Genomic DNA, 12,406 nt, shown 5'->3' with positions numbered 1-12,406 from the left:
TAAGGTTGAGGCGTGTCCGTGGCCCCACCTGATCAAGCGACGCCCGATGCCGTCACCGACGTCGGCCTCGAGGAAGACCTCGCCCAGCAGCTCGACCAGCCCTGGGTGACGATCGTCTGGAACGACCCCGTCAACCTCATGTCGTACGTCAGCTGGGTCTTCCAGAGCTACTTCGGCTACTCCCGTGACAAGGCCGAGCAGCTGATGCTGGCGGTCCACCACGAGGGGCGCGCCGTGGTCTCGCGGGGCACGCGGGAGAAGATGGAGAGCGACACCGAGGCCATGCACGGCTACAGCCTGTGGGCCACCTTCCAGAAGGACGAGTGAGTGGCAACGGCATTCCGCCGCAAGGGATCTCGCGTGGTCGGGCGGCTCGACGAGCAGGAGCGCGGCATCGTCGCCGGGCTGCTCTCCAGCACCCGTGAGCTGCTCGACCCCGACGCCGACGAGACCGGTGACACCGACGAGTCCGCCGACCCGCTGGAGCGGCTGCGCCGCGAGCTCGACGCGCCGACCGCCACGCCCGAGGAGGTCGAGCAGCGCGACCCGGCGCTGCGCCGGCTGCTGCCCCCGCCAGCCGCGACGACGACGACCTCGCGCGCGACTTCCGCGCGCTGACCGAGGACTCGCTGCGCCGCCGCAAGGTCGCCACGATCACCGCCGCCATCGCTGCGCTCGACAGCGCCACCTCCGACAAGGTCGAGCTCGACCTCGGTCAGGCGCAGGCGCTGATGATGGCCCTGTCCGACGTGCGCCTCGTGCTGGGCGAGCGCCTCGGCCTGCGCACCGACGAGGACTCCGCCCGCCTGGAGCAGATCGTCGCCGAGGCCGACGACTTCGAGGACCCCGCCGTCATGGCGGCGATGATCTACGACCTGCTCACCTGGCTCCAGGAGTCGGTCGCCCAGGCGCTGCTGCGGTGACCTCCGTGTCGAAGGTCGCCAGCACCCGCTCGGCGACCGGCACGGCGGCGGCCGCGGCCGCCGGGTCGAACGTGGTCCGGGTGCGCCGGGCCAGCAGGTCGTCCACGGTCAGCGCACCCTCCTCCAGCACGCCGTACGCCAGCTCGGCCCCCGTGGTCGCGCTCCCCGGAGCGATCGGGTCGGCAAGCCACGGGTGGCGCGCCGACAGGGCGGCCACCTCGGGCGCGAGCGTGCCGAACCGGCGCACCAGCCGGGCCGGCGCCGCCACGTGGGCGAGGTCGGCCGCCTCGGCCGCACCGAGCAGGGCAGCGTCGCCGTGCGGCACTCCCCGCCGCGCCCCAGCCGCCGCGCGACCGCGTCGACGGTGTCCTGGGCCATCCGGCGATAGGTCGTCAGCTTGCCGCCCGCGATGGTGAGCGGCCGCCCCGGCTCGTCGAGCAGCAGGTGCTCGCGCGACACGTCGGCGGACGGCTTGTCGTCGCGCACGACCAGGGGCCGCAGCCCGGCGAAGCGCCCGACCACGTCGGCCGAGGTGACGGGGGAGCGCAGCGCCCGCGAGACGCCCTCGAGCAGCAGCTGCTCGTCGGCCTCGGGCACCGGCGGCTCCAGCGGGTCGACACCGGGCGCCGGCTCGTCGGTCAGCCCGACCAGCACCTGGTCGTCGGGCCGCGGCAGCACCAGCAGGAACCGGCTGGTGCTGCCCGGCAGCGGCACGGTCAGCGCCGCCCGGGGCGACCCGACGGCGGCCGCCGGGAGCACCAGGTGCGAGCCGCGGCTGGGCAGCACAGTGATCCGGTCGTCGTGCCGATCCGCCCAGACACCAGTGGAATTCACGACCGTGCGGGCGCGCACGGTGAGGCGCTCGCCGGTCAGCGTGTCGGTCAGCGTGACCCGCTCGGCGTCGAGCTCGTCGACCCGCGCGCGGGTGACCACGTCGGCCCCGGCCGCGGCGGCCGTTCGGGCGAGCGTGACGACCAGGCGCGCGTCGTCCTCGAGCCGTCCGTCGTGCGACAGCACCCCGCCGCGCAGCCCGTCGGCGGCGAGCCCCGGCGCGAGCCGCAGCGTGGCGGCGGCGCCGATCCGTCGGGGCCGGGGAGCAGCGAGGACGGCGTGCGCGCGCTGCGCCGCAGCACGTCGCCGGCCGTCACGCCCAACCGGATCAGCGCCCCCTGGCGCCGGCCGACGTCGCGCCCGAGCGGCACGAGCGTGGGCATCGGCGCGACCAGGTGCGGCGCGATCCGGGTCATCAGCAGGTGGCGCTCGCGGGCCGACTCGTGCGCGACGCCCACGTGCCCCGACGCGAGGTAGCGCAGCCCGCCGTGCACCAGCTTCGAGCTCCACCGGCTGGTGCCCGCGGCGAGGTCGTGCTGCTCGACCAGCAGCACGCTCAGCCCGCGGCTGGCTGCGTCGAGCGCCACCCCGCAGCCGGTGACACCACCGCCCACGACCACGACGTCGTACGTCCGCTCGGCCGCGCGCTCCAGCGCACCCCGGCGCTGGGTCCGGTTGAGCGGGCCGCGCCCGCCGGCCGGGCTCGGCGCGCTCATGCCCCGAGCCTCGGGGCGAGGTAGCGGTCGACCAGCAGCGCCACCTCGTCGTCGATCGCGCGCTCGTCGGCGAGATCGGCCACGACGGTGGCGGAGACGACGAACCCCTGCAGCGCCATGAGCAGGGTGATCGCGGCCACGTCGGGGTCGACGCGGCGCACCGACCCGTCGCGCTGCCCGAGCTCGATGCCCTCGCGCAGCAACGTGCGCATCAGCTCCTGACCGCGGCCGAGGTGGTCGATCAGATAGGGCAGCAGCAGCTCCGGGTCGTGCTGGCGCAGCGCCTGCACCAGCGGCGAGCGGCGGATCTGGTGCAGCGCCGAGGTGACCCGGCGCACGATCTGCGGGCGCGCCGACGCCTCGAGGTCGGCGCCCTCGGCGGAGGCGGTGACCAGCTGCTCGAACTCGCCGTACAGCGCCTCCAGCACCAGCTGCTCGATGCCGCCGGAGTGGCGATAGACCGTCATCCGCGAGACGCCCGCCCGGCGGGCGATGGAGGTGGCGGTCGCCCGGCGTACGCCGTAGGCCAGCACCTCCTCGCGCGCGGCCTGCACCAGCTGCGCGGCGCGGTCGGGTGCCGCGACCTCGGAGGCGTCGGCCTCCGGAGCCAGCGTCTCGGGGGCGTGCGCCTCGGGCGCGTCGGACGTGGGGTCCTGCGCTGCCTGCTTCGCCATGACACCTCCAGCTCGGTTGTGGCGATGTTACAACATGTGACACTGTGTCACACATGACGTCTGAGCTGCCTCCCGTCCCGCCCCGTTCCGTCTGGTGGGGCTGGGGTGCCGCCGACGCCGACCGGAGCCTGTCCGGCGCCGGGCTGGCGCTGCTCGGTCGCGAGCTCGGCCGGCCGGTCGACGCGGTCGACGAGCCGCCGGTCGACCTGCCCGCCGTACGCCTACCCGACCGTCCGCTCGCCCCGTCGGCCCGGGCGGCGCTCGCCGCCGTCGTCGGCGAGGAGCACGTGCGCACCGACGCCGAGGCGCGCGTCGAGCACGCCGGCGGAAAGAGCTATCGCGACCTGGTGCGGGCGCGCGGCGGCGACGCCGACGAGGCGCCCGACGCCGTCGTGCTCCCGGCCGACGCGGACCAGGTGGCGCAGGTGCTGCGCGTCTGCGCCGAGCACGACCTGGCCGTCGTGCCGTTCGGCGGCGGCACCTCCGTCGTCGGTGGCGTGCAGGCGCTGCGCGGCGACCACGCGGGCGTCGTCACGCTCGACCTGCGCCGCCTCGCCGGCCTCGTCGACCTCGACCCGGTGTCGCGCACCGCGACGTTCGGGGCGGGCGTGCGCGGCCCCGAGGCGGAGCGGCTGCTGGCCGCCCACGACCTCACGCTCGGCCACTTCCCGCAGAGCTTCGAGCAGGCGACGCTCGGCGGGTTCGCCGCGACCCGGTCCTCGGGCCAGGCGTCCTCCGGCTACGGCCGCTTCGACGACATGGTGCTCGCCGCGACCGTCGTGACGCCCGAGGGCGAGCTGCGGGTCGGCGGCTTCCCCGGCACCGCGGCCGGGCCGGCGCTGCTGGACCTCGTGCTCGGCAGCGAGGGCCGGCTCGGCGTGATCACCGACGTGACCGTGCGCGCGCGCCCTCGCCCGGCGGCCACCCGGCACGAGGCCTGGGCGTTCGCGTCGTTCGAGGAGGCGACCGCCGCGCTGCGCCAGCTCGCGCAGTCGCGCACCCTGCCCGACGTCTGCCGCGCCTCCGACGCCGAGGAGACCCGGGTGACCCTGCGGATGGCGGGCCGGTCGGGCGCCGCGCTGCGGGGCTCACCCGGCTGCGCCGCCTCGGCGACCCGTGCCTCGTGATCCTGCTGTGGGACGGCCCCGACAGCAAGACCGTCGACGCGCGCGCCGCCGCCGCCCGGCCCGCGCTCACCGCCCACCACGGCCGCCGGCTGCCCGGCGCCGTCGCCCGCGCCTGGGCCGCGCACCGGTTCGGCGCGCCCTACCTGCGCGACGAGCTGCTGCGCCGCGGTGTGCTGGTCGAGACCCTCGAGACCGCGACGGGCTGGAGCAACCTGGTGCCGCTCGCCGCCGCGGTGCGCACCGCCATCAGCGACGCCTTCGTCGCCGACGGCACCCGCTGCGTCGTGCAGACCCACGTGTCGCACGTCTACGAGACCGGCGCCTCGCTCTATCTCACCGTCATCGGGGAGGCGGGCGACGACCCGCTGGGGCGCTGGGGGAGGGCCAAGGAGGCCGCGAGCCGCGCGATCGTCGAGCGCGGCGGCACCATCACCCACCACCACGCCGTCGGCGTCGACCACCAGGCCTACCTGCCCGACGAGGTCGGCGAGCTGGGCATCCGGCTGCTGCGCGCCGCCGCGGGCTCCGTCGACCCCCAGGCGGTCATGAACCCGGGCAAGCTGTTCTCCTGAGGTCGCGCCGTCGGCGCCTCGGTACGATCGCCGCATCATGAGCGCGTCCGACACCCTTGCTGCTGCCTCCTCACCCGACCCCGACGCCCCGGTGGCCCCGCCGCGGCTGCGCGTCGCGCCGTCGCCGACCGGCGACCCGCACGTCGGCACCGCCTACATGGCGATGTTCGACCTGGCGTACGCCCGCAAGCACGGCGGCCAGTTCGTGCTGCGCATCGAGGACACCGACCGCGCGCGGTTCGTCGAGGGCAGCGAGCAGCAGGTCTACGACACCCTCGCCTGGCTCGGGCTGAGCCACGACGAGGGGCCCGACGTGGGCGGTCCGTACGCGCCGTACCGGCAGTCCGAGCGGCTCGACACCTACCAGCCCTATGTCGACAAGCTGCTGGCCGAGGGCAAGGCCTACTACTGCTGGTGCTCCGCGGAGCGGCTGAAGGAGATGCGCGAGAAGCAGCAGGCGCTGAAGCAGCCGACCGGTTACGACCGGCTCTGCTACGGCAAGACCGAGGAGGAGCGGGCCGCGCTGCCCGGCTTCAGCGACAAGCCGGTCGTGCGCATGCTGATCCCCGACGACGTCGAGCTGGAGTGGGACGACCTGATCATGGGGCGCACGAGCGCGCCCCGGCCCGACGACCAGGTGATCCTCAAGGCCGACGGCTTCCCGACGTACCACCTGGCCGTGGTCGTCGACGACCACGAGATGGCGATCACCCACGTCGTGCGCGGCCAGGAGTGGATCTCCAGCACGCCCAAGCACCTGCTCCTCTACAAGTGGCTCGAGGTGCCGGCGCCGCGCTTCGCGCACATGCCGCTGCTGCGCGACGAGAAGCGCGCCAAGATCTCCAAGCGCAAGAACCCCGCCGCCCGGCTCACCTGGTTCCAGGAGCAGGGCTATCTGCCCGAGGCGTTGCTGAACTTCCTTGCGCTGCAGGGGTATCCGCCGATCGTCGAGGCGGACGGCACCGAGCGCGAGGTCTTCACGTTCGAGGAGTTCACGCAGCGCTTCGAGTGGGCCAAGGTCAACAAGGCTGGTGCCGTGTTCAACCTCGACAAGCTCAACTGGCTCAACGGGCACTACATCCGTGAGCTCGACGCGGGCGACCTCGCGAGCCGGCTCATCCCGTTCCTGCACGCCGAGGGGCTCGTCGGCTCGCACCCGACGCTGCCCGAGCTGGGGCGCCTCAAGCTGGTCGCCGAGCAGGTGCAGACGCGCATCACGACGCTGCAGGACGCCGTGCCGCTGGTGCGCCCGTTCTACGTCGCGGACGACGAGCTGGAGATCGCCGACGACGCGCGCGCCACGCTCAAGGACGGCGCGGCCGACGTGCTCGACGCGGCCATCGCGGCGCTGGAGCCGATCGACGGCGGCATCGGCAACCCCGACGGCACCGGGGTGGAGTGGCTGGCCCCGCGCATCGAGGCCGCGCTGCGCGAGGCGATCGTCGACGGGCTCGGCATCAAGCCGCGGCTCGCGTTCGGTCCGCTGCGCGTCGCGATCGCGGGACAGAAGATCTCGACCCCGCTGTTCGAGTCGATGGAGATCCTCGGCAAGCACTCGACCATGACCCGGTTGCGGGCGCTGCGCGACCAGCTGTGAGCCGCGCCTCGACGGGCCACCCCGATTTGGGCCCACGCGGGGGCGGCCGGTAAGGTTTCTCCTCGGTTCACCCCATGAAGGCCGGTTCCCGGCGCGCATGGAGTGATACCCCTTGGGGTATGGTGTAATTGGCAGCACGACTGATTCTGGTTCAGTTAGTCTAGGTTCGAGTCCTGGTACCCCAGCGAGTCGCCGAAAGCCGTTCCGGCTCAGGCGATTCGGAGAAGTTCCACTCCTCGCGGTATGGTTCTCTCCGCTGATCTCGATCAGCACCACGTGCGGCCCCGTTGTGTAGCGGCCTAGCACGCCGCCCTCTCAAGGCGGTAGCGCGGGTTCGAATCCCGTCGGGGCTACGTATCGCGAGAAGCCCGGACCCTCTCGGAGGGTCCGGGCTTCTTCGTGTGTTTGGCATGCTGCCCCTGATGACCACCGACCACATCTGGTACGCCTCCTACGGCTCGAACCTGTCGGCCGCCCGGTTCGGGTTCTACCTGTCCGGCGGCCGCCCGCCCGGGGCGAGCCGGACCTACCCCGGGGCGCGCGACGCCACGCCGCCGGTCGCGGACCGCGCGCTGCACGTGCCCGGGGAGATCTTCTTCGGCTGGGACTCACCGACCTGGGGTGGTGGCGGCATCGCGTTCCTCGACCTCGCCGCCGGGGGAGAGGCGCTGGTGCGGGCGTACCGCATCACCCACGAGCAGCTCGCCGACGTCGTCGCGCAGGAGATGCACCGCGACCCCGGCGACGCGCTCGACGTCGACGAGCTGATCGGCGCCCGGCGGCTGGTGCTCGGGCCGGGCCGGTACGAGACGCTCGCCGTCGTCGCTGACCTCGAGGGCGAGCCGGTGGTCACGTTCACCTGCCCCGACGACGACGCCCGGCCGGCCGTCAACGCGCCGAGCGGCGCCTACCTCGCGATGATCGCGGCCGGCCTGCGCGAGGCGCACGGCCTGTCGACGCCGCAGATCCGCGACTACCTGCTGCCGGCGCCCGGCGTGCGACCCACGTGGACCCCGGAGCGGCTGGACGAGGTGCTCGCGGCGTAGTCAAGCACGCTTGACATGTCGGGGCCCGCGGTGCAGGGTGGCGGCGTAAAGCACGCTTGACTACTTCGGGGGGCACGATGAACCAGGGCATGACACGGACCGCACGCGTCGCGGTGGCCGGCGGCATCGGGCTGCTGGGCGGCGGGCTGCTGGGGCTGCTCGCGGCGGTGCGTGGCGGCGGTGACGACGCGACCGTGCTGTGGGTGGTGGTGTTCGCGCTCGTGTGCGGCCCGGCGGTCGCCGGGCTGGCGTGGATGCTGTGGCTCGGGCGGGCCGAGGTCGCGGCCACCGACCGGGCGGGGCGCGACGACGTGGAGCGGTCCTGGTTCGAGCGCGCGGCGTCGACGGCGTTCTGCTGCACGATCGGCGGCGCGTTGCTCTTCGAGGGTCTGGGCCGGGCGCTGCGCGTCGACTGGTTGGCGCCGGTGACGATCGTGCACGTGCTGCTGCTCGCCGGGGCGAGCTTCGGCCTGGCCTACCTCCAGGCCCGGCGCGCGGAGGCCTGAGTGCGCAACCGGATCCCGCAGCTGCGCCGCGACCGCGGGCTCTCGCAGGCCGCCCTCGCCGCGGCGCTGGGCGTCTCGCGGCAGACGGTCATCTCGCTGGAGAAGGGGCGCTACGACCCCTCGCTGCCGCTGGCCTTCCGCATCGCGCGCGAGTTCGACGTCACGATCGAGGACGTGTTCGACCCGCAGGAGTGAGCGGGCGTGCGGTGCCGGCCGATGGCGTACGTCGGGCGCGGCTCACGCACTCTCGTGGCGGATGACCGGGGCCTGGGCGCGGGCGAGCACCTCGGTGAGCTTGTTGGCGCCGGCGATCACGGTCGCGGCGTGCAGCCGACCCGGCTGGCGGGACACGCGCTCGATGGGGCCCGAGATCGACACGGCCGCGATGACCTTGCCGGCGGGGTTGCGCACCGGGGCCGACACCGACGCGACGCCGGCCTCGCGCTCGCCGACGCTCTGCGCCCAGCCGCGGCGGCGCACGGCCGACAGCATCGTCGCGGTGAACTTCGCGCCCTGCAGCCCCTTGTGCAGCCGCTCGGGCTCCTCCCAGGCGAGCAGGATCTGCGCGGCAGACCCGGCCTGCATCGACAGGGTCGCGCCGACCGGGATCGAGTCGCGCAGGCCGACCGGGCGGTCCGCCGCGGCGACGCAGATGCGCTGGTCGCCCTGCCGGCGGAAGAGCTGGGCGCTCTCGTTGGTGTGGTCGCGCAGCGCGCCGAGCACCGGGCCGGCGGCCGCGAGCAGGCGGTCCTCGCCCGCCGCCGAGGCCAGCTCGACCAGGCGCGGGCCGAGCACGAAGCGTCCCTGCATGTCGCGTGCGACGAGTCGGTGGTGCTCGAGCGCGACGGCGAGCCGGTGCGCCGTGGGGCGCGCCAGACCGGTCGACGCCACGAGCTGGGCGAGGGTCGAGGGACCCGCTTCCAGGGCCGAGAGAACGATGGCCGCCTTGTCCAGGACGCCCACACCGCTAGACTTGTCCATGAGTTGATACTGCCGTCTCAGAGGACGAGACGCAAGTTCAACCGCAAAAACAGCGGCGCACCATGTGGCGGACGCAGCACGAAGAGCGGATTCCGGGAGGGGTCATGGCACGCACACTGGCCGAGAAGGTCTGGGACGAGCACCTGGTGCGCCGGGTCGAGGGCGAGCCTGACCTCCTCTACATCGATCTCCACCTGCTCCACGAGGTGACCAGCCCGCAGGCGTTCGAGGGCTGCGCCTGGCCGGTCGCGGGGTGCGTCACACCGAGCTGACCCTCGCCACCGAGGACCACAACGTCCCGACCACGGCCGGGCCGATCAGCGACCCGGTGAGCCGCACCCAGGTCGAGACGCTGCGGCAGAACTGCGCGGAGTTCGGGGTGCCGATCTATCCGATGGGCGACGCCGAGCAGGGCATCGTGCACATCATCGGTCCGCAGCTGGGGCTTACCCAGCCCGGCATGACGATCGTCTGCGGCGACAGCCACACCTCGACGCACGGCGCGTTCGGCGCGCTCGCCTTCGGCATCGGCACCAGCGAGGTCGAGCACGTGCTGGCCACCCAGACGCTGCCGCTCAAGCCGTTCCGCACCATGGCGATCACGGTCGACGGCGAGCTGCCCGAGGGCGTCACGGCCAAGGACATCATCCTCGCGGTGATCGCCGAGATCGGCACCGGCGGTGGCCAGGGCTACGTGCTGGAGTATCGGGGCAGCACCATCGAGTCGCTCTCGATGGAGGCGCGGATGACCGTGTGCAACATGTCGATCGAGGCCGGCGCCCGCGCCGGCATGATCGCGCCCGACCAGACGACGTTCGACTACCTCAAGGGCCGCCCGCACGCTCCGGACGAGCAGCACTGGGACGCCGCCGTCGCCGCCTGGACCGAGCTGCGCACCGACGACGACGCCGAGTTCGACCACGAGGTGCGCATCGACGCGACCCAGCTGACGCCGTACGTCACCTGGGGCACCAACCCCGGCCAGGGCCTGCCGCTCGGCGCGACGGTGCCCGACCCGGAGTCCTTCGGCGACGACGGTGACCGCGAGGACGCCGAGCGGGCGCTGACGTACATGGGTCTGGAGCCGGGCACGCCGCTGCGCGACATCGCGGTCGACACGGTCTTCCTCGGGTCGTGCACCAACGGGCGCATCGAGGACCTGCGCGCGGCGGCCGACGTCATCCGCGGCCACCGGGTCGCCAAGGGCGTGCGCATGCTCGTCGTCCCCGGGTCGGCCCGGGTCCGCTTGCAGGCCGAGGACGAGGGGCTCGACCGGATCTTCTCCGACGCGGGCGCCGAGTGGCGCCTCGCCGGATGCTCGATGTGCCTCGGCATGAACCCCGACCAGCTGACGCCGGGGGAGCGCTGCGCCTCGACGTCGAACCGCAACTTCGAGGGCCGCCAGGGCAAGGGCGGCCGCACCCACCTGGTGAGCCCGCTCGTCGCGGCGGCGACCGCGGTGCGCGGCACGCTGTCCAGCCCGGCGGACCTGTAGGAGGAGCCCACGATGGACAAGTTCGAGACCCACACCGGCGTCGGAGTCCCGCTGCGGCGCAGCAACGTCGACACCGACCAGATCATCCCCGCGGTCTACCTGAAGCGGATCACCCGCACCGGCTTCGAGGACGGGCTGTTCTCCGCCTGGCGGGGCGACGAGTCGTTCGTGCTCAACAACCCCGACTACGCCCAGGGATCGGTGCTCGTCGCCGGGCCCGACTTCGGCACCGGCTCCTCGCGCGAGCACGCGGTGTGGGCGCTGATGGACTACGGCTTCCGCGTGGTCATCTCCTCGCGCTTCGCCGACATCTTCCGCGGCAATTCCGGCAAGGCCGGTCTGCTCACCGCGCAGGTCGCTCAGGAGGACGTCGAGCTGCTGTGGAAGCTGCTCGAGAACCACCCGGGCACACCGCTTTCGGTCGATCTCGAGGGCCGGGTGATCACCGGCGGCGACCTCACCGTCCCGTTCCAGATCGACGACTACACGCGGTGGCGCCTGCTCGAGGGGCTCGACGACATCAGCCTCACGCTGCGTCACGCCGACGCCATCGACGACTACGAGTCGCAGCGCCACCCGTGGAAGCCGACCACCACGGTCGCCGGCTGACCGACTCTGCACCGAAGCCCGGGTTCCGTTGCGCCGCAACGGGACCCGGGCTTTCGCATCCCCCGCCGTACGCCCTCGCCGCCTCCGCGCGCCCGTCGCCGCAGCCGCCGGTGCGGGGTCGGAGCCGGGGGCGTCGGGCCGACGCGGACCGGTCGGTGCGCGGGCTGCCGTCGGGCGGCGCCCAGCCTCGAGCGCCCAAAGTCGTTCGGCCACAACGAATCTCCGGCGCGATGTAGTGGACGTGCGCCTCGCGCGGTCATACCGTCTGATGTCAAGCCGAGCACCTGCCCGGCAGTGTGAGAGTCCGGCGGTGGCGCCGGCAGAATCCCCGGAGGGTTGGGATCGTGAACAAGGCAGAACTCATCGCGAACCTCGAGGGTCGCCTCGGCAGCAAGAAGGCGGCCAACGACGCCCTCGAGGCGGTCTTCGACGTGATCATCCGCGAGGTGGCCAAGGGCAACAAGGTGGGCATCACCGGCTTCGGCACCTTCGAGAAGGTGTCCCGTGCGGCCCGCACCGGTCGCAACCCGCGCACCGGCCAGAGCGTGCGCATCAAGAAGACTGCGGTGCCGAAGTTCAAGCCGGGCACCGCGTTCAAGACCGTCGTCGCCGACCCGCGCAGCCTGCCCAAGACCGGCAACGCCGGCGGCCGCGCGACCGCGGCCGGCTCGTCGACCACCACGAAGAAGGCCGCCACCAAGAAGATCGCGGCCAAGAAGTCGACCGCCAAGAAGGCGACCGGCACCACGGCGGCGAAGAAGTCCGCGGCCAAGTCCACGGGTGCAGCGACGAAGTCCACCGCGGCCAAGAAGTCCACCGCCAAGAAGGCGAGCGGCACCACGGCGGCGAAGAAGTCGACCGCCAAGAAGGCCACGACCAAGGCCACGCCGGCGCGCAGCACCGCGAAGAAGACGACGACGCGCAGCACGGCCAAGAAGGCCCCGGCGAAGAAGACCACGCGCACCGCCAAGCGCTGAGCGCGCGGCACAGACCCCGTACGTCAGCGAGGGCGGCTCCCGATGGGGCCGCCCTCGTGGCGTGTCCGGGTGCCCGAGGTGAGTCCGGGTGCGCCGCCCCGGCTGGTCAGGTCAGGTCAGGTCAGGTCAGGTCAGGTCAGCGGATGATCTGACCCGCGCCGATGCCGACGATCCACAGCCGGGACACCCCGCCGTCGGAGCCGATCTCGACGCTGACCCGCTGGCCGGGGCGCAGGTGCCGCAGCCCGCTCGCGGCGAAGGCCGTCTGCCCGAAGCGCAGCTCGCGCCCGTTGTCCATGAGCACCGAGCCCGAGGCGGTGTCGAGGTCGAAGGTGTGCACGGTGGCCTGCAC

Annotated in this window: 14 protein-coding genes, 2 tRNA genes and 3 pseudogenes; 13 read left to right on the top strand and 6 right to left on the bottom strand. The window is 73.3% G+C overall.

Annotation, left to right across the window (positions count from 1 at the left end):
- The first annotated feature begins 12 nt into the window (after positions 1-12).
- Complete coding sequence (clpS, locus tag QUE40_RS11545; RefSeq protein ID WP_289231045.1) at positions 13-327, top strand: ATP-dependent Clp protease adapter ClpS; 315 nt, start codon at positions 13-15, stop codon at positions 325-327.
- Positions 328-923: pseudogene (locus QUE40_RS19250) on the top strand (DUF2017 family protein).
- Here QUE40_RS19250 and QUE40_RS11530 read toward each other — a convergent pair.
- The 4 genes and pseudogenes from QUE40_RS11530 to QUE40_RS11515 form a co-directional block, all read right to left on the bottom strand.
- Complete coding sequence (locus tag QUE40_RS11530; protein ID WP_289231043.1) at positions 880-1,140, bottom strand: glycerol-3-phosphate dehydrogenase C-terminal domain-containing protein; 261 nt, start codon at positions 1,138-1,140, stop codon at positions 880-882. The pseudogene QUE40_RS19250 and the gene QUE40_RS11530 sit on opposite strands and share 44 nt — an antisense overlap.
- A complete protein-coding gene (locus QUE40_RS11525) occupies positions 1,032-2,264 on the bottom strand; it encodes an FAD-dependent oxidoreductase (RefSeq protein WP_289231042.1) in 1,233 nt (410 codons plus the stop codon). Before QUE40_RS11525 ends, QUE40_RS11530 begins: the two co-directional genes overlap by 109 nt.
- A pseudogene (locus QUE40_RS11520) lies at positions 2,192-2,470 on the bottom strand (FAD-dependent oxidoreductase); the annotation flags it as partial. The gene QUE40_RS11525 and the pseudogene QUE40_RS11520, both read right to left, overlap by 73 nt.
- Positions 2,467-3,144 (bottom strand): TetR/AcrR family transcriptional regulator, encoded by a 678-nt coding sequence (locus QUE40_RS11515; RefSeq protein ID WP_142005761.1) that lies wholly within the window; start codon positions 3,142-3,144, stop codon positions 2,467-2,469. The gene QUE40_RS11515 and the pseudogene QUE40_RS11520, both read right to left, overlap by 4 nt.
- Positions 3,145-3,197: 53 nt before the next feature.
- On the opposite strand from QUE40_RS11515, the gene QUE40_RS11510 reads away from it, so the two are divergent.
- From QUE40_RS11510 to QUE40_RS11475, 8 genes are all read left to right on the top strand, one after another.
- Positions 3,198-4,271, top strand: a complete 1,074-nt coding sequence (locus tag QUE40_RS11510) for an FAD-binding oxidoreductase (RefSeq protein WP_289231041.1) — start codon at positions 3,198-3,200, stop codon at positions 4,269-4,271.
- Positions 4,268-4,843 carry an FAD-linked oxidase C-terminal domain-containing protein gene (locus tag QUE40_RS11505; protein WP_289231040.1) on the top strand — a complete coding sequence of 192 codons (576 nt, stop codon included), beginning with the start codon at positions 4,268-4,270 and terminating at the stop codon, positions 4,841-4,843. Before QUE40_RS11510 ends, QUE40_RS11505 begins: the two co-directional genes overlap by 4 nt.
- Positions 4,844-4,880: 37 nt before the next feature.
- Positions 4,881-6,440, top strand: a complete 1,560-nt coding sequence (gene gltX, locus QUE40_RS11500; protein WP_289231039.1) for a glutamate--tRNA ligase — start codon at positions 4,881-4,883, stop codon at positions 6,438-6,440.
- A gap of 113 nt (positions 6,441-6,553) precedes the next feature.
- Positions 6,554-6,625: transfer RNA gene (locus QUE40_RS11495), tRNA-Gln, on the top strand.
- Positions 6,626-6,720: 95 nt separating this feature from the next.
- Positions 6,721-6,793: transfer RNA gene (locus QUE40_RS11490), tRNA-Glu, on the top strand.
- A gap of 69 nt (positions 6,794-6,862) precedes the next feature.
- Positions 6,863-7,486 carry a histone deacetylase gene (locus QUE40_RS11485; protein WP_289231038.1) on the top strand — a complete coding sequence of 208 codons (624 nt, stop codon included), beginning with the start codon at positions 6,863-6,865 and terminating at the stop codon, positions 7,484-7,486.
- An 89-nt stretch (positions 7,487-7,575) separates the two neighbouring features.
- The gene (locus QUE40_RS11480; RefSeq protein WP_289231037.1) at positions 7,576-7,992 is read left to right on the top strand and encodes a hypothetical protein; all 417 of its coding nucleotides are present in this window, start codon (positions 7,576-7,578) and stop codon (positions 7,990-7,992) included.
- On the top strand, positions 7,993-8,187 hold the full coding sequence (locus QUE40_RS11475) for a helix-turn-helix transcriptional regulator (protein ID WP_289231036.1): 195 nt from the start codon (positions 7,993-7,995) through the stop codon (positions 8,185-8,187).
- Between the two features lie 42 nt (positions 8,188-8,229).
- Here QUE40_RS11475 and QUE40_RS11470 read toward each other — a convergent pair whose 3' ends face one another.
- Positions 8,230-8,973, bottom strand: a complete 744-nt coding sequence (locus tag QUE40_RS11470) for an IclR family transcriptional regulator (RefSeq protein WP_142005756.1) — start codon at positions 8,971-8,973, stop codon at positions 8,230-8,232.
- 104 nt (positions 8,974-9,077) lie between these two features.
- On the opposite strand from QUE40_RS11470, the pseudogene leuC reads away from it, so the two are divergent.
- The 3 genes and pseudogenes from leuC (at position 9,078) to QUE40_RS11455 (ending at position 12,054) form a co-directional block, all read left to right on the top strand.
- Positions 9,078-10,468, top strand: a pseudogene (gene leuC, locus QUE40_RS11465) (3-isopropylmalate dehydratase large subunit).
- A gap of 12 nt (positions 10,469-10,480) precedes the next feature.
- Positions 10,481-11,077, top strand: a complete 597-nt coding sequence (gene leuD, locus QUE40_RS11460; protein WP_289231035.1) for a 3-isopropylmalate dehydratase small subunit — start codon at positions 10,481-10,483, stop codon at positions 11,075-11,077.
- A 344-nt stretch (positions 11,078-11,421) separates the two neighbouring features.
- Positions 11,422-12,054 carry an HU family DNA-binding protein gene (locus QUE40_RS11455; protein ID WP_289231034.1) on the top strand — a complete coding sequence of 211 codons (633 nt, stop codon included), beginning with the start codon at positions 11,422-11,424 and terminating at the stop codon, positions 12,052-12,054.
- A gap of 136 nt (positions 12,055-12,190) precedes the next feature.
- Here QUE40_RS11455 and QUE40_RS11450 read toward each other — a convergent pair whose 3' ends face one another.
- On the bottom strand, positions 12,191-12,406 hold the full coding sequence (locus QUE40_RS11450; protein ID WP_142005752.1) for a cold-shock protein: 216 nt from the start codon (positions 12,404-12,406) through the stop codon (positions 12,191-12,193).

The sequence above is a fragment of the Barrientosiimonas endolithica genome (assembly GCF_030296655.1).
In the GTDB taxonomy this organism is placed as follows: Bacteria; Actinomycetota; Actinomycetes; order Actinomycetales; family Dermatophilaceae; genus Barrientosiimonas; species Barrientosiimonas humi.
Note: the sequence above shows the minus strand (reverse complement) of the source record. Positions and strands in the feature narration are given on the sequence as shown.

Bases quoted from the DNA above. Each gene is read 5' to 3' on its own strand.
- QUE40_RS11515 (WP_142005761.1), bottom strand. From the start codon at position 3,144: ATGGCGAAGCAGGCAGCGCAGGACCCCACGTCCGACGCGCCCGAGGCG.
- QUE40_RS11510 (WP_289231041.1), top strand. From the start codon at position 3,198: ATGACGTCTGAGCTGCCTCCCGTCCCGCCCCGTTCCGTCTGGTGGGGC.
- gltX (WP_289231039.1), top strand. From the start codon at position 4,881: ATGAGCGCGTCCGACACCCTTGCTGCTGCCTCCTCACCCGACCCCGAC.
- QUE40_RS11485 (WP_289231038.1), top strand. From the start codon at position 6,863: ATGACCACCGACCACATCTGGTACGCCTCCTACGGCTCGAACCTGTCG.
- QUE40_RS11480 (WP_289231037.1), top strand. From the start codon at position 7,576: ATGACACGGACCGCACGCGTCGCGGTGGCCGGCGGCATCGGGCTGCTG.
- QUE40_RS11470 (WP_142005756.1), bottom strand. From the start codon at position 8,973: ATGGACAAGTCTAGCGGTGTGGGCGTCCTGGACAAGGCGGCCATCGTT.
- leuD (WP_289231035.1), top strand. From the start codon at position 10,481: ATGGACAAGTTCGAGACCCACACCGGCGTCGGAGTCCCGCTGCGGCGC.